The following is a 17558-nucleotide window of genomic DNA, read 5'->3' as shown; positions in this document are numbered from 1 at the left end:
CTGTAAATGCTTGAGCGTCTTCCCTTCCGCAACCCGCCCCGCTTCCTGGAGATTCCCATGTCCGCATCGCATCCGCTCTGGTCCAAGCGCTCCCTCACCGCGCAGGCCATGGGCCATGTGGACCCCATCACCAAGGCGGTGGTGCCGCCGATCCACGTGGCGACGACCTATATCCGCGACGAGGACAACGCCTATTCCTCCGGCTTCGTCTACGGCCGTCCCGACAACGCCACGGTCCGGGAGGCGGAGGCCGTGCTGGCCATGCTCGAGGAGGCGGATGCCGGCGCCCTCCTGTTCTCCTCCGGCATGGCGGCGGCTACCGCCGTCTTCCAGGCCCTGGAGCCGGGCGACCACGTCGTCGCGTCGAAGGTCATGTACTGGGCCCTGCGGAACTGGCTGGCGACGGAGGCGACCCGCTGGGGCCTGTCGGTGGAGTTCGTCGAGACGGACGACCTCGACGCCCTGCGCCGGGCGGTCGTCCCGGGGCGGACGAAGCTCGTCTGGGTCGAGACCCCCTCGAATCCCCTGTGGACCATCACGGACATCGCCGCGGCGGCGGAGATCGCCCATGCGGCCGGGGCGCGCCTCGCGGTCGATTCCACCACCGCCTCGCCGGTCCACACCCGTCCGCTGGCCCTCGGGGCCGACATCGTCATGCATGCCGCGACGAAGATCCTGAACGGCCACTCGGACGTGGTGGCGGGCGCCCTCGCCGGGGCGAAGGCGGACGCGTTCTGGAACCGCGTCGTCTCCATCCGCAAGATGCAGGGCGCGATCCTCGGCCCCTTCGAGGCCTATCTCCTCATGCGCGGCATGCGCACGCTCCACCTGCGCGCCGCCGCCCAGGCGCGCAGCGCGATGCTCCTGGCGGAACGCCTCGGCGACCATCCGAAGGTCGCCCGCGTGCTCTATCCGGGCCTGCCCCAGCATCCGGGGCATGACGTCGCGGCGCGCCAGATGGAGGGCGGCTTCGGCTACATGCTGTCCATCCAGCTGACCGGCGGGGAGGCGGCGGCCGTCCGCACGGCGGCGCGGGTTGGCCTGTGGAAGCGGGCGACCTCGCTCGGCGGGGTGGAGAGCCTGATCGAGCACCGCGCCTCCATCGAGGGGCCGGGCACGCCGTGCCCGCCGGACCTGCTGCGCCTGTCCACAGGAATCGAGGACGTGAACGACCTCTTCACCGACCTGGACGAGGCCATGCGGGCCGCCTGATCCCGCCCTTGTTGATCTTGTCACAAAACTCGTGTTCTCCTCGGCGGGCCAAGAACAAGGCCTTCCGAGAGAAACACGCATGACCTCGTCCTCGATCACCCGCCGGCGCGTCCTGCAGACAGGCGCCGCCGCCGCCGCCGTCATGGCGCTGCCGAAGACCGGCTTCGGCGCCGAACCGGTGGTGAAGCTCCGCATCATGGAGACCACCGACCTCCACGTGAACATCATGCCCTACGACTACTATCGGGATGCGGCGGACGATACCGTGGGGCTCGCGCGGACGGCGAGCATCGTGAAGGCGGCCCGGACCGAGGCGAGGAACAGCCTCCTGTTCGACAACGGCGACCTCATCCAAGGCTCGCCGCTCGGCGACTTCGTCGCCTACCGGCGCGGCATGAAGAAGGGCGACGTCCATCCCATGGTCGCCGCCATGAACACCCTGAACTACGATTGCGGGACGCTCGGGAACCACGAGTTCAACTACGGGCTCGAATTCCTGGAGAACTCCCTTGGGGAGGCCAAATTCCCCATCGTCTGCGCCAACGTGATCAAGGCCAACGGCGAGACCCTCCGCAAGCCCTGGCTCATCCTCGACCGGGAGTTCACGGACGAGTCCGGCGCGAAGCAGAAGCTGAAGATCGGCGTCATCGGCTTCGTGCCGCCCCAGATCGTGCAGTGGGACAAGGCCAATCTCGACGGCAAGGCCACCACCATCGACATCGTCGATGCGGCGCAAAAGCACGTGCCGGACATCCGCAAGGCCGGCGCGGACGTCGTTGTCGCGCTCTGCCATTCCGGCATCGCGGGCGGCGAGCGCAAGGGCGGCGAGGAGAACGCGGCCCTCCATCTCGCCAAGGTCGATGGCATCGACGTGATCCTCACCGGACACCAGCATTTCACCTTCCCCGGCGGCAAGGAGTTCAACGACATCCCCGGCGTCGACGTGAAGGCCGGCACGCTTCACGGCAAGCCCGCCGTCATGGCCGGGTTCTGGGGCAGCCACCTGGGCGTCGTCGACCTGGAGCTGGCGCGCGACGGCAACGGCTGGAAGATCGCGAATTTCCGCACGGAGCTTCGCCCGATCTACGACCGCGTCGACCGCAAGGTGGTGGCGAAGACCGAGACCGACGCCGCGGTGGCCGCCGCTATCAAGACCGACCACGAGGCGACGCTGAAATACGTGCGGGAGCCCGTCGGCACGACGAGCGTGCCGATCCACTCCTACTTCTCGCTGGTGTCGGACGACGCCTCCGTCAAGCTCGTGGCCGAGGCGCAGGCCTGGTACGTGGCGGATCTCCTCAAGACCACGCCCTACAAGGACCTGCCGCTCCTCTCCGCCGCCGCGCCGTTCAAGGCCGGCGGCCGCGGCGGCCCGAACTACTACACCGAGATCAAGCCGGGGCCGCTCGCCATCAAGGACATGGCGGACATCTACATCTATCCGAACACCATCCGCGCCGTGAAGGTCACCGGCGCCCAGGTGCGCGAATGGCTCGAGCGCTCGGCCGGCATCTACAACACCATCGATCCGGCCAAGGGCGGCGAGCAGGACCTCATCAATCCCACCTTCCCCGCCTACAACTTCGACGTCATCGCCGGCGTGCGGTACAGGATCGATCCGACGCAGCCGTCGCGCTACGACAACAACGGCAAGCTCGTGAATTCCGATGCGCGCCGCATCAAGGACCTGACGTACGACGGCAAGCCGGTGGCGGACGACCAGGTGTTCATCGTGGCTACGAACAACTACCGCGCGGGCGGCGGCGGCAACTTCCCCGGCAACGACGGCACCACCATCGTGCTCGAGGCGCCGGACCTCACCCGCGACGCGATCATGCGCTACATCGTCGAGCGCAAGGAGGTGGCGCCGAAGGCCGACGGTTCCTGGTCGCTCCTGACGCCGCCGGGCAGCGTCACGGTCACCTTCACCACCGGTCCCAACGCGGCGGCCTACCAGCCCGCCGGCATCAAGGTGGAAAAGGTCGGCGAGGCCCCCGAGGGCTTCGTCAAGTACCGCATCGCCGGCTGAGGTCAGAGACGCGCGTCCCATGTTGAGCGGCCGGGGAGACCCGGCCGTTTCTCTTCGGGGGCCGCCAAGGGGCCGCCAAGAGGGGCGCCAAGTCCGCCTCAGGGCAGCTTCACCACGTCCTCCACCCGGTCGTAGCCGTGCATGTCGTCGAGGCGTCCGCGCTTCGCGGCGATGATGGTGCCGTTGAGCTCGCCTCCGAAGAGGAAGATCGCGCCGAGCGTATAGAGGAAGATCAGCGCCACCATGGCCGTCGAGAGGCCGCCATAGGTCGAGGCATAGGCGCCGGGGTAGTATTCGAGATACCATCCGAAGCCGAGGCCGCCGAGAAGCCAGAGCAGGAGCGTGACGCAGACGCCGGGCAGAACCGCCAGGAGGCTGCGCCGTCCCGCGGGGATGAACTTGTGCGCGACCACGAGCCCGACCACGATGATCAGCGTCGCGGTCCCGATGCGCACGAAGCCGATCAGCCTGTCCAGCGGCTCCAGGGCCGGAACCCAGTAGAGCACGCCGCGCCAGACGAAGGGGCCGAGCACGACGAGAAGGGCGAGCGCCAGCATCACCAGGGCGCCGCCCATGACGAAGGCGAGCGATTCGAGGCGCGTCAGCCACCAGGCCCGGGTCTCGCGCAGGCCGTAGGCGCGGTTGAGGCCGACGCGCAGGCTCTCCACCCCGCTCGACGCGAAGTAGAGCGCCAGCACCAGGCCCAGGGTGAGCACGTCGCTGCGCCGGCCGGTGAGGATGCGGTGGATCTCCCCCGCGATGGGCTCCGCCACCTCCCGCGGCCAGGCTTCCAGGATGAGGTTCGCGGCCTCGTCGGCGAGGGTCCCCGTCCCGAACAGGCCCGCGAGGGCCGTGAGCAGGATCAGGAACGGGAACATGGAGGTGAGCACGGACAGGGCGATGTGGCTCGCGATCGCCCAGGCGTCGTGGAGCAGGAAGCGGTTGGCGGCGATCGCGACGATTTCGAAGTAGAGGCGCAGGCGGCTCAACGCACTTCCCCGGAGGATGGGACACGAGAATGCAAACTTAGGATGCTTCGGGCGCGAATCGATAGGCCCATCTTTCTTTCCCGTCCCCGCGCGCCGGTTGCCTTCCGCTCCTGTCCGCCCTCGACGCCTGTTGGCCTCGCCGCGGCCTGTCCCTAGAGCGTTTTCGGGAGAAGTGGAAACCGGTTTTCGCTGACGCGGCCCTCCGGGTCGCCGACGCGGCCCTCCGGGTCCGTCCGGCAATGCGGCAGCCAAGGACTTGGGAGCGGAGTGCGATTCCATCGAAGCGCAAACCGCTCTAGGATGCCCGCCTGCTTCGGCCGGTGCGTCCGCAGGGAAGGCCCTGGATCCCGAGCACCTCCGGTCCAACTCCTCCGTGTCCATCCCATGTCCTCCGACGCCCAGCCTTCCGAACCGCTCCTGGCGCGCCTCGCGCCGCCCCTCTTCGTCGTGATCTGGGCGACGGGCTTCATCGTCGCGCGTCTCGTCGCGCCCTATGCCGAGCCTCTCACCTTCCTGCTGGCGCGCTATCTGCTCGCCCTCCTGGTGCTCGGCATCGTCGTCGCCGTGGCGCGGGCTCCCTGGCCCCGCACCGGGCGGGAATGGCGGAACGGTCTGGTCGCAGGCATCCTGCTGCACGGCTTCTACCTCGGCGGGGTGTTCTGGTCGGTGAAGAAAGGGCTGCCTGCGGGCATCATGGCCCTCATCGCCGGCCTTCAGCCCCTGGCGACGGCGATCCTGTCGCGGCCCCTCCTGGGCGAGCGGGTGTCGCCGCGGCGCTGGGCCGGGATCGCCGTCGGCTTCCTGGGCGCCGCGCTGGTGATCCTGCCGAAGCTGGGGGATGCGCAGATGCCGCCCGCCGCCCTCGCCGCCGGGATCTTCGCCATGGCCTCGATCACCTGCGGCACGATCTGGCAGAAGCGCACGGCCGGCGAAGCGGACCTGCGCGTGAACGCCGCCATCCAGTACATGGGCGCCGCCCTCGTGACGGTGCCGATGGTGCTGCTGACGGAAGAGGGGCGGATGGAGCCCGCCCTGCCGCTTCTCGCGGGGCTGGCCTGGGCCGTCCTCGGCCTGTCCATCGGCGCCATCGGCCTGCTGCTCTACCTCATCCGCCGCGGAGCGGTGGTCGGGGTCGCGGCGCTCCTCTATCTGGTGCCGCCGGTCGCCGCCCTGATGGCCTACGCCCTGTTCGGTGAGACGCTGAATCCCGTGCAGGTCGTCGGCATGGCCTTCGCCGCCCTCGGCGTGGCCGTCGCCAGCGGGGGCCAGACGCGCGGGAGCCCCGGAGGACCGCGGTGAGCGATCGTCCGGGGCTCCGCAGGGCGATGCTTCCTACTTGGTGATCTTGACCGAGACCGGATCGCTGGCCGGGAAGGTCTCCTCCACGCCCTCGTCGAGCTTGCGGTCGAGACTTTCCTTCGAATTCTCGGGCAGCTTCCTATCCTTGACGTCGCTCTTGTTGTGCTGCGACTCGCGGTTATGAGGCTTGTCCTTCATTGACGGTCTCCTGCTCGGGCGAGGTCGCCCGCTGAAGGGAACAACGCCCGAGGGCCCGATCCGATCCCTCGGCGTCAGCGCGGCTGCCCCTGCTGCGTGTAGACGAAGTAGTCGAACGGCAGCTCCGCGATGCGGAACCAGGTGTACTCCTTCTCGCGGAAGGCATTCCACGAATCGTAGATCTTCTTGAACTTCGGATTCGAAGCCGCGATCTCGTTGTAGAACTTGTAGGCCTCCCGGAAGCTCGCATCGAGAATGTCCTTCGGGAAGGCGCGCAACTGCGCGCCCTGCGCCACGAGGCGGCGGACCGCCTCGGCGTTCTCGGCGTCGTACTTCATCACGCACTGGGCGTTGGCCTCCGCGCAGGCCGCTTCGAGGATCGCCTTGTAGGCGGCGGGCAGCCCGTTCCATTTGTCGAGATTGACGTAGAGCGACGGCTGCGCGGAGCCTTCCCAGAAGCCCGGATAGTAGTAGTACTTGGCCACCTTTACGAAACCGAGCTTCTCGTCGTCGTAGGGGCCGGAGAACTCCACCGCGTCGAGGGTGCCGCGCTCGAGGGCGGGATAGATGTCGCCCGCGGCGAGGACCTGCGGCACCACGCCGAGGCGGGACATGATCTGCCCGCCCATGCCGGCGATGCGCATCTTCAGCCCGCTCAGGTCCTGCACGGACTTGATCTCGCTGCGGAACCAGCCGCCCATCTGCGCGCCGGTCTGGCCCGCCGGGAACGGCATGACGTTGTAGTCCTTCATGAACTCGCGCACGAGCTGGAGACCGCCGCCGTACATCATCCACGCATTGTGGTGGCGCACGTTCATGCCCCAGGGCATGGATGTCTCGAACTGGAAGGTGGGATCCTTGCCGATGTAGAAGCTCGACAGGGTATAGCCGCACTCCACCGTGCCGTTCTGGACGCTGTCGAGAACCTGGAGGCCGCTCACCAGCTCGCCCGCTGCGAAGACCTGGATCTGGAACCTGTTGTCGGTCGCCTCCGCCACGCGCTTCGCGATCTGCGCGCCGGCTCCGTAGAGGGTGTCGAGGCTTTTCGGATAGCTCGAGGCCATGCGCCAGCGGATCTCGGGCTGCGTCTGGGCGATGGCCGGAGAGGCCACGCCTGCGGCGGCGGCCAGTCCCGCTCCCTTGAGCATCGTTCGTCTGTCCATGGGGTTTCCTCTCCTTGCGATGATCTTCCGGCAACGGCCTTTCGGGCCCGCCGCGGATCGGGGTCCGCGACGGCCTATCGAAGAGGTATCACTGCATCTTACGCAAGGGAAAGATCAGAATGCGCAACCGGCCTGCGCCGGGCGCATGATGCCGAACGCGCGCCGAGGCTGCCGGCCGGCGCACGGCGGGTCAAGGTGAGAGGAGCGAGGGCCTTTTCCCTCAGCGCTCCTCGCGGCCGCCTTTCGAGAGAGGCCTGTCCGTCTGGGGGCCGTCGCCACGGGCGGAGCGCTTCGGCGGCTTCTCGTCCCCCGTGGAGGATTGCGAGCGGCCTCCCGCCTGCGTCGCGGTGGGGTGCCCGCGCACGAACGTGCCCTTGGGAGCCGTGACCGCGTTGCCGGGAGCGGGCACGCGCTGGCGGCCCGAGTCGGGCGAGATTCCCGTGCCGAGGCCCGCCGTCCTCTCCCGGGTCCGCGCGGGCGGAGTCGCCGGGCTCTTGAGGGCGGTGGTCGGCACGTTCTCGGCGATTTCGGCATTGGAGAGCGTCAGGCTCGCGTTCTGCGCACCCTGTTCGGGGGGCACTTCCCGGAAGCTGCGGATCCCGGCGCCGGAGCCGCTCGTCACGCGGCCGTCGTCCACATGGGCGATGTCGAGATCGGGATCGAGCTTCTTGGTGGCGCCCATGAGGCCGGTGGCCTTCGCCGCGGCCCGCTTGGTGTTGCCGACTTCGTTGCGCTGGGTCGGTCCGGCGACGAAGTCGTCTCCGCCCTCTTCCGCCTGCAGCTCGTCGAGAACCTCGTCCACGTCCGGTTCCGGAGGACGGCCTCGCTTGTCCTGCGCCATGGAAAACTCCTGTTGTTGTCTTGTCGTTGCGGCGGGCCCGATGCCCGCTCCTTGCAGGGCCAACGCCCCTTCGCGAAAGCGGGTTCCGGCCCGCCGCGCAAAAGGCCCGAGGCGGCTCGTCAGCGGCCGGTTTCCTTCTGCATGTCCTGGAGAAGGGCGATGTGCTCCTGGATCTGCCCGCGCGCGAGCTTGGCCACGTTCATGAGCTCGCGGTTGCCCGGATTGCCCTGGAGGTAGCGCTCCTGAACGGCGAGGAGGTCCTGATGACCCTTCAGCTGCATGGCGACATAGTCCTTGTCGAAGGCCGCGCCGCCCTGCGCCTTCGACCGGCGTTCCATGGCGGCGGCATCGGCCTGCGGCAGCTCCGGCGCGGTCGAGGCGGCCTGCTGCGCGCCTGCGGTCGTGGAGGACGTGGCGGCGGGCTCGGCCATGGAGCGCAGCACCTCGGAGAGGGTGTTCTGCTCCGCGACCTCGAAATGAGCGAACTGCTTCACGCGCGGGTTCTGTGCCTTCGACAGGGCGAAGTTGGAGGCCTGGAGCGAGACGGTTCCGGTGGCGAGCGTCTGCTGGATGTACTCACGGTCGGCCTGGGACTGCTGCTGCCCCATTTGGGCGGGAGCGCCGGCTTGGCCCTGGCGCGCCTGGGTCCGGCTGTCCTGAGGCGCGCCGCCCTGCCGGACCCGCTGCTCGCGCTCCTGTGCGTTCTGGCCGAGACCCTGGTTGGGCTGCGTTTCGGCGGGCTGCGGCGCGACAGGGTAGGGAATGGCCTGGTTCTGCGGCGTCTGCTGCGCCAGGGCGGGGCAGGCGAGAACGGCGGCAAGGCCGGCAACGACGAGACGGCGGGACATCGGCATTCTCCCGATGGGTTCGAACGGGACGAACGCCCCCGCGCAGGGATTGTTTCGGCAGGATTTCGACGGGGATCGCCAGCCTCCGCCTGACCGTACCCGCGCTGCCCGTCCTCCCGCTGGACAGGAGGCGAGGGAAAGGGTCCGGAGCCGATGCCGGAACGGCTTTTCGTCGTGCCCTTTGTCTCTTCTGCCTCTTCGTTCCGTGCTTGCCTTGCCCTTCCGGTTCCCGCCCTCCGTACTTCTTGACGGTGCTCCCAGAATGTTTAGTTTTGGATCCATGGATCCAAAGCTAATCGAACAGACCTTGCGCGAGGAGATCGAGCGGGGCGCGCTGCCCTCGGGGACGCTCCTCAAGCAGGAGGAGCTCGCCGCCCGCTTCGGGGTGAGCCGACAGCCGGTGCGCCGGGTGCTCGAAAGGCTCCTGGTGGCGGGCATTCTCGTCCGCCGGCCCGACCGGAGCCTGGCGGTGGCCGGATGGAGCCGCAAGGATGCGGCCGAGCTCGTCGATATCCGCATCGCCCTCGAGACCCATGCCCTGCGTCTCTCCCTGCCGCGGCTGGACGACGCCGTCCTGCGAAAGGCGCGTCGGGCCGCCGAGGCGCTCGCCGAGGAGGAGGACCCGGTCGAGATCGAGGAACTCGACGTCCTCTTCCACCGGCACCTCTACGCCCGCTGCGGGAACGACCGCCTGCTCCGGACGATCGACGGCCTGCGCCGCGAGGGACGGCGCATCTATGCCCTGCAGCCCCTCGGCGGAGAAGCGCGGGCGGCGCTTTACACCGAGCACCGGGCGATCCTTTCCGCCTGCGAGGCGGGCGACGGGGAGGCGGCCGCCGCCGCGCTCGCCGCTCACCTGTCCGGGCTCGTGAAGACCATCGTGCAACGGGAAGAGGACCCATCATGAGCGCATTCACCGCGGAAGTGACATGGGAGCGGGGCGACGCCCGCTTCACCGACCAGCGCTACAGCCGCGGGCACCGCTGGCGCTTCGACGGCGGGCAGGTCGTTCCCGCCTCCGCCTCGCCCCACGTGGTGCCGCTTCCCTATTCGGTGCCGGAGAACGTCGATCCGGAGGAGGCCTACGTGGCCGCCCTTTCCAGCTGCCACATGCTGTTCTTCCTCTCGCTCGCGGCGCGGGCGGGCATCGTCGTGGACCGCTACCGTGACAGGGCGGAAGGCGCGATGGAGGATACGGGCGGCACGACCTGGGTGACGCGCGTGGTGCTCCATCCCGAGGTTTCCTATGCAGGCGCCCCGCCCGACCGCGCCACCGAGGAGGACCTCCATCGCCGCGCCCATGCCATGTGCTTCATCGCCAATTCCGTGAAGACGGTCGTGGAGACGCGGCTCGGTTGAGAGGAATCCGTCCGGAGCGGGGCGGCGTGACATTCCGCCGGTTGCGCGGCAGAATGAGCATTGGATCATGCCGAGCGCGGACGGCCCGAAATGCCGACGGGACAGCCCGACCTCTGGGGCGCGAGCGACGCCTATGAGCGCTACATGGGCCGGTGGAGCCGCAAGGTCGCTCCGCTCTTCCTGGCCTGGGTCGGCGCGCCGCCGGCCGCCCGTTGGATCGACATCGGGTGTGGAACGGGCGTGCTGACCTCGGCGATCCTCGCCGCCTGCGAGCCGAAGCGGGTTCTCGGCGTCGACAGCGCCGCCCCGTTCCTGGAGGCGGCGAAGGAGCGGATCCGCGATCCGCGCGTCGCGTTCGTGAAGGGCGATGCGCTCGCCATCCCGGAAGGCGACGGCGCGTTCGGGATGGCGGTTTCCGGGCTCGTTCTCAACTTCGTTCCCGACAAGGACGCCGCGATCCGCGAGATGATCCGCGTCGTCCGGCCGGGCGGAACGGTCGCTCTCTACGTCTGGGACTATGCGGGGCACATGCAGGCCATGCGCTGCTTCTTCGACGTGGCGACCGCGCTCGACCCAGCAGCCCGCGACTTCGACGACGGCGTGAAGGCGCCCATATGCCGACCCGGCCCGCTGAGGGACCTCTTTCTCGGCGCCGGCCTGACCGGAGTGGAGGTGCGGGCCATCGACATCCCGACCGCGTTCGAGAGCTTCGAGGATTACTGGGCGCCGTTTCTGGGCGGGACGGGCTCCGCGCCGAAATACTGCATGTCGCTGGACGAGGCGGCGCGGGAGCGCCTTCGGGAGGCGGTTCGGCGGCGCCTGCCGACAGGTCCGGACGGCGAGATCCTCCTTGCCGCGCGGGCCTGGGCGGTCAAGGGCAGGGTTGCAGGCTAGACCCTGCCGAGCCGGGGCGGCTGGCCGTGCCGCGCGTCCATAGCCGAGGGCGAGCGCGGGCTCCTGGGACGGCCTTTTCAAGAAAAAGGCCGCGGCTGGAGGCCGCGGCCATGCGGATTCTCGAACGGGCCGGAACGTCAGTTCAACCGCACGCCTTCCGGCACCTTCTCGGCGGCCTTCGCCACTGGCGTGTCGCCGATGACGAGGCCGAGCGGCCCGGCATGGACGGGGACGGTCTCGCCGTCGTGGATCTCGCCGGCGAGGATCAGCTCCGCGAGCGGATCCTGCACGTTCTTCTGGATCACGCGCTTCAGGGGCCGCGCGCCGTAGGCCGGATCGTAGCCCTTCTCTGCGAGCCACTCGCGCGCCTCCGGATCGAGCGTCAGGGTGATCTTGCGATCCTCCAGGAGCTTCTGCAGGCGGCCGATCTGGATGTCGACGATGGCGCCCATCTCCGAGCGCTTCAGCCGGTGGAACAGGATGATCTCGTCCACGCGGTTGAGGAACTCGGGCCGGAAGTGCGCGCGCACCACGCCCATCACCTCGTCGCGCACCGCGTCGGTGTCCTGGCCCTCGGGCTGGTTCACCAGATACTCGGCGCCGAGATTCGAAGTCATGACGATGAGCGTGTTGCGGAAGTCCACCGTGCGCCCCTGCCCATCCGTGAGGCGCCCGTCGTCGAGCACCTGGAGCAGCACGTTGAACACGTCCGGATGCGCCTTCTCGATCTCGTCGAACAGCACCACCTGGTAGGGCCGGCGGCGGACCGCCTCGGTCAGGGCGCCGCCCTCCTCGTAGCCCACATAGCCGGGAGGCGCGCCGATGAGGCGGGCCACCGAGTGCTTCTCCATGTACTCCGACATGTCGAGGCGCACGAGGGCGGTCTCGTCGTCGAACAGGAACTCGGCGAGAGCCTTCGTCAGCTCGGTCTTGCCGACGCCGGTAGGCCCAAGGAACATGAACGAGCCGATGGGCCGGTTCGGGTCCTGCAGGCCCGCGCGGGCGCGGCGCACCGCGGTCGAGACCGCCTCCACCGCCTCGCGCTGGCCGATGACGCGCTTCGCCAGCTGCTGCTCCATCTGGAGCAGCTTCTCGCGCTCGCCCTCCAGCATCTTGTCCACCGGCACCCCGGTCCAGCGGGAGACGACCTGCGCCACGTGGTCGGGCGTCACCGCCTCCTCCATCATGCCCGCGCCGTCGCCCTTGGCCTCGGTTTCGGCGAGCTCCTTCTCCAGCCCTGGAATGATGCCGTAGGACAGCTCGCCCGCCTTCGCCCAGTCGCCCGCGCGCTGCGCCTGGCCGAGCTGCGTGCGCGCCTCGTCGAGACGCTTCTTGAGTTCCGCGGCGCGGCCGAGCTTGTCCTTCTCCGCCTTCCAGCGCGCGGTGATCGCCGCCGACCGCTCCTCCAGATCCGCCAGCTCCTTCTCGAGCCGCGCGAGCCGGTCCTTGGAGGCGGCGTCGGTCTCCTTCTTCAGGGCTTCCTGCTCGATCTTCAGGCGCACGATCTCGCGGTCGATGTTGTCGAGCTCCTCGGGCTTGGAATCGACCTGCATGCGCAGGCGCGAGGAGGCCTCGTCCACGAGGTCGATGGCCTTGTCCGGCAGGAAGCGGTCGGTGATGTAGCGGTTGGAGAGGGTCGCCGCGGCGACGAGCGCCGAGTCGGTGATGCGCACGCCGTGGTGCTGCTCGTACTTCTCCTTGAGCCCGCGCAGGATCGACACCGTGTCCTCCACCGTGGGCTCGTTCACGAAGACGGGCTGGAAGCGCCGGGCCAGCGCCGCGTCCTTCTCCACGTGCTTGCGGTACTCGTCGAGGGTGGTCGCGCCGACGCAGTGCAGTTCGCCGCGGGCAAGCGCGGGCTTCAGCAGGTTCGAGGCGTCCATCGCGCCATCGGCCTTGCCGGCCCCCACCAGCGTGTGCATCTCGTCGATGAACAGGATGATCCCGCCCTCGGCAGCCGTGACCTCCTGCAGCACGGCCTTCAGGCGCTCCTCGAACTCGCCGCGGTATTTCGCGCCGGCGATGAGCGCGCCCATGTCGAGGGCGAGCAGCTGCTTGTCCTTCAGGGATTCGGGCACGTCGCCGTTGACGATGCGCAGAGCGAGGCCCTCGACGATGGCGGTCTTGCCGACGCCGGGCTCGCCGATGAGCACCGGGTTGTTCTTCGTGCGCCGCGACAGCACCTGGATCGTGCGGCGGATCTCCTCGTCGCGGCCGATCACCGGATCGAGCTTGCCCTCGCGGGCCGCCTCCGTCAGGTCGCGGGCATATTTCTTCAGGGCGTCGTAGGCGTTCTCCGCCGTCGCATTGTCCGCCGTGCGGCCCTTGCGCAGGGCGTTGATCGCCGCGTTCAGTCCCTGCGGCGTCACGCCGGCCTGGGCGAGGATGCGCCCGGCCTCGGTGTCCTTCTCGAGCGCGAGCGCCAGCAGCATGCGCTCGACCGTCACGTAGGAGTCGCCGGCCTTCTCGGCGGCCTTCTCGGCGGTGTCGAAGAAGCGCATCAGCTCGCGCGTCGCCTGCGGCTGCGAGGCGGCGCCGGAGACCTTCGGCTGCTTGGCGAGCCACTGCTCGACCGCGGCGTGCGCCTCGCGGGAGCGGCCGCCGGACCTGTCGATGAGGCCTGCGCAGAGGCCCTCCGGGTCGTCGAGCAGCACCTTGAGCATATGTCCGGGCGCCAGCTGCGGATGGCCCTCGCGCATGGCGAGGTTCTGGGCCGCCTGCACGAAGCCGCGCGCGCGCTCGGTGTATTTCTCGAAATTCATCTGTCACCCCTCCTGGAGCCTGTCCGTCCGTCACGCGGCCCGGGCAGGTCCTTTCGATGTCGGACCTTCCTCGTGAAGCATCCGCTGAAGGTAAGGTGGTGTGGCGGATCGGCCACAACAAGAGGGGGAACCCCTTTGCTGGGCTCGCATTGACCTCCGAGATCCCGCGCGAGGTTTCGAGGAGGTGAGCATGACACGCGATCCGCGTTCCGATGCCGAGAAGGCCCGGGCCGACCTGGCCCGCAATTCCGAGCTCGGCATGGCGGTTCCGGAGAGCCAGATGGAGCGCAGGCCCTCCGTGACCCCGCAGACCTTCGGCGACACCACGCAGAAGGCGAACGATTTCGTCGCCCAGGAGGGCATGCAGGCCGGCGGCCCGGAACGGGACGACGGCGATTCCACCGGCACCGGAACGATTCCGCCGAGCGGACGGGTCCCGGTCTGGCCCGACAAGGCCGAGGACGGCGACAAGCCAAGCAGTGCCTCCGACGAGGACGTGCTCTCGCGCGCCAAGGAATAGACCCAGACGAAGAAACGCCAAGGAGCCGACGATGGTCCTGTCCAAGCTGACGAATGCTCTGTCCCGCCTCAGCCCGAAGAAGCGGCGGGCGGAGAAGGCGCGCGAGGAACTGCGCGCCAATGCCGAGAAAGCCCTGCGGATGAAGCAGGAGGCCGAGCCGGCCGCCCATATCCCGCCCCACCGGACTGCCCACGAGGGTATGCGCAAGGATCCGTCGATGGCGGATTTCGACCGCAGCAGCGGCCGGGAGGCGGCCTTCACGCCGCAGCTGAAGCGCTCCCGGGTCGCACGCTCCGGCGACGCGTCGTAACCTCCCGCCCCCGATCTCGAAAGCCCCGCCGGAAGGCGGGGCTTTTGCCTGCGGCCCCTGCGGGCGGCCTGCGGCGGCCGCATGAGGGCGTGGAGAAGGGTGCTGCGGTCCTTGCCGTGCCTCCCCGCCCCCTTTAACGGGGAGGCATGAGCATCCGCATCGCCTCCCTCCAGCGCTATCCCGTCAAGGGCCTCTCTCCCGAGAGGCTCGTCTCCGCAGCCCTGACGAAGGGGGGCTACTTCCCCGGCGACCGGCTCTTCGCCATCGAGAACGGTCCCTCCGGCTTCGATGCCGCCGACCCGCAGCATCAGCCGAAGGTCAAGTTCCTGATGCTCATGCGCAACGAGCGCCTGGCCCGCCTGAAGACGCGCTATCTCGCTTCCATCACGACCCTGTTCATCGAGGACGGCGGGCGGGAAGTGGCGCGGGGGGATCTCTCGACCCGCGAGGGACGCCTCGCCATCGAGGCCTTCTTCCGCCGCTTCATGCCCTCCGAACTGCGCGGGCCGCCGAAGGTCCTCGCGGCTCCCGAGGGCTTCCGCTTCACCGATTCCCGGCGCGGCTTCGTCTCGCTCATCAACCTCGCCAGCGTGCGCGCGCTGGAGGAGGCGGTCGGCGCGCCGGTCGACCCCCTGCGCTTTCGCGGCAACCTCCACCTGGAGGGCCTCGCCCCCTGGGCCGAGTTCGACCTCGTCGGCCAGGTGCTGGCGGCGCCCTCCGGCCTGCGGCTGAGGGTGACGAAGCGCATCGAGCGCTGCGCGGCGACGAACGTGGACCCCGCCACCGGAACCCGCGACCTGCAGATCCCGAAGAGCCTCATGCAGGCCTACGGCCACGTGGATTGCGGGGTCTATGCGGAGGTCCTGGCGGACGGCGTCGTGGCCGAGGGGGACGCCCTCATGCCCGAGCAGGCGGCGCTCGCGCTCTGACCGCCGGCGCCTTCGGAAGCCGCAAAGCGCGGACATGAAAAAGGGAGGGCTGAGGCCCTCCCTTTCGATTCGTGCGCCGGAAACGGCCGGAACTACTCGGCCGCCGGGGTCTCGATACCCTCGAAACCGGCCGCGGCCTCGGAGCCCGCATCCTCCGCGAGCGCCCGGCGCGGACGCCGGGTGCGGCGGCGGGGGCGGGCCTCCTCGTCGTTGGCGGCGTCCTGAGGCGCCGGGGCGGCCTCGTCGACCGAGGTATCGGCCACGGGAGCCCGGACCGGGTTCGTCAGGAAGGCGGGAAGACCGCCCGCATCCTGCGCCTCGGCCTCGTCGCGCTGGCGGTCGCGGCGGAAGGGCGCGCGCCCGTTGCGTTCTCCGCGATCCTGGCGCTCTCCGCGTTCCTGGCGGTCGAATTCGAGGCGGGGTTGCTCCTCGCGGGCGCCGTCCTGGCGCTGGCCGCGCTCCCGCTGGAATCGCTCGCGCCGGTCGCCCCGGTTCTGGCGATCCTCGCGGTCGAAGCGCGCCGGGCGGTCGCCTTCGGGACGCGTCTCGAAGGGCTGCGGCTGCGAGCCGGGATCCGTCTCCTCGCCGCTGGAATAGGGCTGGCGCTCGCCGGGGGCGAAGCCTTCGTCCTCGCCCTCGTCGTCGAAGGAGCGCTGCTGGTAGCCGTACTGCTCGCGCAGCTGCTCCTGCGCCGCCGCGATGATGCGGAAATAGTGCTCCGCGTGCTGGAAGTAGTTCTCGGCCGCCACCGGATCGCCGCTGGCGGAGGCGTCGCGGGCGAGCTGGCTGTACTTCTCGGCAATGTGCTGCGCGGTGCCGCGGATCTTCACGTCCGGACCGTTCGATTCGTAGGTCCGCGTCAGGGGATTGGGCCCCTTGTTTCCATTGCGGTTACGACCGCGCATGCGCCTGTTCTGTCCTGGTCTCATTCTGGTCTACGACCCTCGCTGGTTCTTCAAGCCCACGCGATGCAAGCCAATGTCTCACCGAACGGGCCAAAGCCCACCGTTCGCGTGGCAACCGTCTGTCGTTAAGCCACAGCTTTCAAAGCCTTGGCCATCCTTCAGTGTCGGGTTCAAGTGATCGCGCCCGGCTGCTCAAATTGCCCCTGCCTGCGCGATTGATATCGTTTGGTCTCCGGCATTCGCCCGCAGAGGGCTCCACCGATTTGTGTCGACCGAGGACGATCTCTGAAATCGAATCTAGCGGGTTCCGCCCGGTCCAACAAGCGATATTTCAGCCTTTATCCCCTGCGGGGACGAAGAGCGTCCTGTCATCGAATCATGTCCGTTTCAGGGCGATGCAGCGGGGGTTGCCTCCTAGATCGTGTGCCAGGCGCACCGCTTCAAGGCCCCGCTCCGCGGCCAAACGGCTCACCGGGTCCGCCTGATCGTAGCCGATCTCGAGCACCATCAGCCCGGAGGGCGCCAAGAGGCGCTCCGCCTCGCCGAGAAGCACCCGGTAGGGGGCGAGGCCGTCGGGCCCGCCGTCGAGGGCGAGCCGCGGATCGTGATCCCTGACCTCCGGCTCCAGGGTCTCGACCACCGGGGAGGCGATGTAGGGAGGGTTGGAGACGGCGAGGTCGAAGGGGCCCTTCAGGGCCGCCGCCCAGTCGGCCACCACGAACAGGCTGCGCTCTCCCACCCCGTTCGCCCATGCATTGCCCCGCGCCGTCCGGGCCGCACCCTCGGACAGGTCGATCCCGATCCCCACGGCCTGCGGAAGCTCGTGCAGGAGCGCCGTGAGAAGGGCGCCGGAACCCGTCCCGAAATCGACGATCCGGAGAGGGGCGCCGCGGTCGGGGACGAGGGAAAGGGCGGTCTCCACCACCGTCTCCGTGTCGGGCCGCGGCACCAGGGTCTCGGGGGACAGGCGGAAGGGCAGCCCCCAGAACTCGCGCTCGCCCAGGATCCGCGCCACGGGCTCGCGGGCCAGGCGGCGGCGGGCGAAGTCCGTGAGGGTCTCGGCCTCGACCTGCGTCAAGGGGCGGTCGGGATCGGTGATGAGATCCGTCGCCGTGATCTCGAGAGCCGAGAGAACCAGCAGCCGCGCGTCGAGGGCTGCCGTCTCGAATCCGGCCTCGCTCAAGGTTCGGCGCAAGCCCGCGAGGGCGGCGGCGCGGGTTGGCGTTCCGCTGCCGTCCCCCTTGCGGGGAGGGGTGGAACGACGGGGTGAGCCGTTCGATGGATCGGGCACTTGCATCAG

Annotated in this window: 17 protein-coding genes; 9 read left to right on the top strand and 8 right to left on the bottom strand. The window is 69.2% G+C overall.

Features of this window, described 5'->3' with window-relative positions; genetic code table 11:
• Positions 1-57 precede the first annotated feature (57 nt).
• Complete coding sequence (locus tag GDR74_RS17270; protein WP_152587460.1) at positions 58-1212, top strand: trans-sulfuration enzyme family protein; 1155 nt, start codon at positions 58-60, stop codon at positions 1210-1212.
• A gap of 79 nt (positions 1213-1291) precedes the next feature.
• Complete coding sequence (locus tag GDR74_RS17265) at positions 1292-3241, top strand: bifunctional 2',3'-cyclic-nucleotide 2'-phosphodiesterase/3'-nucleotidase (protein ID WP_152587459.1); 1950 nt, start codon at positions 1292-1294, stop codon at positions 3239-3241.
• Positions 3242-3339: 98 nt separating this feature from the next.
• On the opposite strand, the gene GDR74_RS17260 is transcribed toward GDR74_RS17265, so the two are convergent.
• Positions 3340-4230, bottom strand: a complete 891-nt coding sequence (locus tag GDR74_RS17260; protein WP_194164570.1) for a YihY/virulence factor BrkB family protein — start codon at positions 4228-4230, stop codon at positions 3340-3342.
• A gap of 384 nt (positions 4231-4614) precedes the next feature.
• On the opposite strand from GDR74_RS17260, the gene GDR74_RS17255 reads away from it, so the two are divergent.
• Complete coding sequence (locus GDR74_RS17255) at positions 4615-5529, top strand: DMT family transporter (protein WP_152587457.1); 915 nt, start codon at positions 4615-4617, stop codon at positions 5527-5529.
• Positions 5530-5562: 33 nt separating this feature from the next.
• On the opposite strand, the gene GDR74_RS18255 is transcribed toward GDR74_RS17255, so the two are convergent.
• From GDR74_RS18255 to GDR74_RS17240, 4 genes are all read right to left on the bottom strand, one after another.
• On the bottom strand, positions 5563-5727 hold the full coding sequence (locus tag GDR74_RS18255; protein WP_194164569.1) for a hypothetical protein: 165 nt from the start codon (positions 5725-5727) through the stop codon (positions 5563-5565).
• Between the two features lie 74 nt (positions 5728-5801).
• Positions 5802-6890 (bottom strand): TRAP transporter substrate-binding protein, encoded by a 1089-nt coding sequence (locus tag GDR74_RS17250; RefSeq protein ID WP_152587456.1) that lies wholly within the window; start codon positions 6888-6890, stop codon positions 5802-5804.
• Positions 6891-7110: 220 nt separating this feature from the next.
• Positions 7111-7731, bottom strand: a complete 621-nt coding sequence (locus tag GDR74_RS17245) for a hypothetical protein (RefSeq protein ID WP_152587455.1) — start codon at positions 7729-7731, stop codon at positions 7111-7113.
• Positions 7732-7850: 119 nt separating this feature from the next.
• Positions 7851-8579, bottom strand: a complete 729-nt coding sequence (locus GDR74_RS17240) for a DUF4142 domain-containing protein (RefSeq protein WP_194164568.1) — start codon at positions 8577-8579, stop codon at positions 7851-7853.
• A gap of 280 nt (positions 8580-8859) precedes the next feature.
• Between GDR74_RS17240 and GDR74_RS17235 the strand changes: the two genes are divergently transcribed.
• The 3 genes from GDR74_RS17235 to GDR74_RS17225 all read left to right on the top strand — a co-directional run bounded on the left by GDR74_RS17235 (position 8860) and on the right by GDR74_RS17225 (position 10832).
• A complete protein-coding gene (locus GDR74_RS17235; protein WP_152587453.1) occupies positions 8860-9486 on the top strand; it encodes a GntR family transcriptional regulator in 627 nt (208 codons plus the stop codon).
• Positions 9483-9938, top strand: a complete 456-nt coding sequence (locus GDR74_RS17230; RefSeq protein WP_152587452.1) for an OsmC family protein — start codon at positions 9483-9485, stop codon at positions 9936-9938. Before GDR74_RS17235 ends, GDR74_RS17230 begins: the two co-directional genes overlap by 4 nt.
• A gap of 90 nt (positions 9939-10028) precedes the next feature.
• Positions 10029-10832, top strand: coding sequence for a class I SAM-dependent methyltransferase (locus GDR74_RS17225; protein WP_152587451.1), 804 nt, complete (start codon positions 10029-10031; stop codon positions 10830-10832).
• Positions 10833-10969: 137 nt separating this feature from the next.
• Here the strand turns inward: GDR74_RS17225 and clpB are convergent, their stop codons facing one another.
• Positions 10970-13594, bottom strand: coding sequence for an ATP-dependent chaperone ClpB (gene clpB / locus GDR74_RS17220; protein ID WP_152587450.1), 2625 nt, complete (start codon positions 13592-13594; stop codon positions 10970-10972).
• A 190-nt stretch (positions 13595-13784) separates the two neighbouring features.
• Between clpB and GDR74_RS17215 the strand changes: the two genes are divergently transcribed.
• The 3 genes from GDR74_RS17215 to GDR74_RS17205 all read left to right on the top strand — a co-directional run bounded on the left by GDR74_RS17215 (position 13785) and on the right by GDR74_RS17205 (position 15353).
• Positions 13785-14114 carry a hypothetical protein gene (locus GDR74_RS17215; RefSeq protein ID WP_152587449.1) on the top strand — a complete coding sequence of 110 codons (330 nt, stop codon included), beginning with the start codon at positions 13785-13787 and terminating at the stop codon, positions 14112-14114.
• Between the two features lie 31 nt (positions 14115-14145).
• A complete protein-coding gene (locus tag GDR74_RS17210) occupies positions 14146-14424 on the top strand; it encodes a hypothetical protein (RefSeq protein ID WP_152587448.1) in 279 nt (92 codons plus the stop codon).
• Between the two features lie 146 nt (positions 14425-14570).
• Positions 14571-15353: an MOSC domain-containing protein gene (locus GDR74_RS17205; RefSeq protein ID WP_152587447.1), complete on the top strand. Its 783-nt coding sequence runs from the start codon at positions 14571-14573 to the stop codon at positions 15351-15353.
• 92 nt (positions 15354-15445) lie between these two features.
• On the opposite strand, the gene GDR74_RS17200 is transcribed toward GDR74_RS17205, so the two are convergent.
• Positions 15446-16258 carry a DUF4167 domain-containing protein gene (locus GDR74_RS17200; RefSeq protein WP_246179737.1) on the bottom strand — a complete coding sequence of 271 codons (813 nt, stop codon included), beginning with the start codon at positions 16256-16258 and terminating at the stop codon, positions 15446-15448.
• Positions 16259-16634: 376 nt separating this feature from the next.
• Complete coding sequence (gene prmC / locus GDR74_RS17195) at positions 16635-17555, bottom strand: peptide chain release factor N(5)-glutamine methyltransferase (protein ID WP_152587445.1); 921 nt, start codon at positions 17553-17555, stop codon at positions 16635-16637.
• Positions 17556-17558 lie beyond the last annotated feature (3 nt).

It is taken from the genome of Microvirga thermotolerans, assembly GCF_009363855.1.
GTDB classification, from domain to species: Bacteria; Pseudomonadota; Alphaproteobacteria; order Rhizobiales; family Beijerinckiaceae; genus Microvirga; species Microvirga thermotolerans.
Note: the sequence above shows the minus strand (reverse complement) of the source record. Positions and strands in the feature narration are given on the sequence as shown.

What these genes read in the sequence shown, in the direction of transcription:
- GDR74_RS17235 (WP_152587453.1), top strand. Translation starts at nt 8,860, where the DNA reads ATGGATCCAAAGCTAATCGAACAGACCTTGCGCGAGGAGATCGAGCGG.
- GDR74_RS17200 (WP_246179737.1), bottom strand. Translation starts at nt 16,258, where the DNA reads ATGCGCGGTCGTAACCGCAATGGAAACAAGGGGCCCAATCCCCTGACG.
- GDR74_RS17210 (WP_152587448.1), top strand. Translation starts at nt 14,146, where the DNA reads ATGGTCCTGTCCAAGCTGACGAATGCTCTGTCCCGCCTCAGCCCGAAG.
- GDR74_RS18255 (WP_194164569.1), bottom strand. Translation starts at nt 5,727, where the DNA reads ATGAAGGACAAGCCTCATAACCGCGAGTCGCAGCACAACAAGAGCGAC.
- GDR74_RS17250 (WP_152587456.1), bottom strand. Translation starts at nt 6,890, where the DNA reads ATGGACAGACGAACGATGCTCAAGGGAGCGGGACTGGCCGCCGCCGCA.
- GDR74_RS17255 (WP_152587457.1), top strand. Translation starts at nt 4,615, where the DNA reads ATGTCCTCCGACGCCCAGCCTTCCGAACCGCTCCTGGCGCGCCTCGCG.
- GDR74_RS17225 (WP_152587451.1), top strand. Translation starts at nt 10,029, where the DNA reads ATGCCGACGGGACAGCCCGACCTCTGGGGCGCGAGCGACGCCTATGAG.
- prmC (WP_152587445.1), bottom strand. Translation starts at nt 17,555, where the DNA reads ATGCAAGTGCCCGATCCATCGAACGGCTCACCCCGTCGTTCCACCCCT.
- GDR74_RS17240 (WP_194164568.1), bottom strand. Translation starts at nt 8,579, where the DNA reads ATGTCCCGCCGTCTCGTCGTTGCCGGCCTTGCCGCCGTTCTCGCCTGC.
- GDR74_RS17270 (WP_152587460.1), top strand. Translation starts at nt 58, where the DNA reads ATGTCCGCATCGCATCCGCTCTGGTCCAAGCGCTCCCTCACCGCGCAG.
- GDR74_RS17205 (WP_152587447.1), top strand. Translation starts at nt 14,571, where the DNA reads ATGAGCATCCGCATCGCCTCCCTCCAGCGCTATCCCGTCAAGGGCCTC.
- GDR74_RS17245 (WP_152587455.1), bottom strand. Translation starts at nt 7,731, where the DNA reads ATGGCGCAGGACAAGCGAGGCCGTCCTCCGGAACCGGACGTGGACGAG.
- clpB (WP_152587450.1), bottom strand. Translation starts at nt 13,594, where the DNA reads ATGAATTTCGAGAAATACACCGAGCGCGCGCGCGGCTTCGTGCAGGCG.
- GDR74_RS17215 (WP_152587449.1), top strand. Translation starts at nt 13,785, where the DNA reads ATGACACGCGATCCGCGTTCCGATGCCGAGAAGGCCCGGGCCGACCTG.
- GDR74_RS17265 (WP_152587459.1), top strand. Translation starts at nt 1,292, where the DNA reads ATGACCTCGTCCTCGATCACCCGCCGGCGCGTCCTGCAGACAGGCGCC.
- GDR74_RS17230 (WP_152587452.1), top strand. Translation starts at nt 9,483, where the DNA reads ATGAGCGCATTCACCGCGGAAGTGACATGGGAGCGGGGCGACGCCCGC.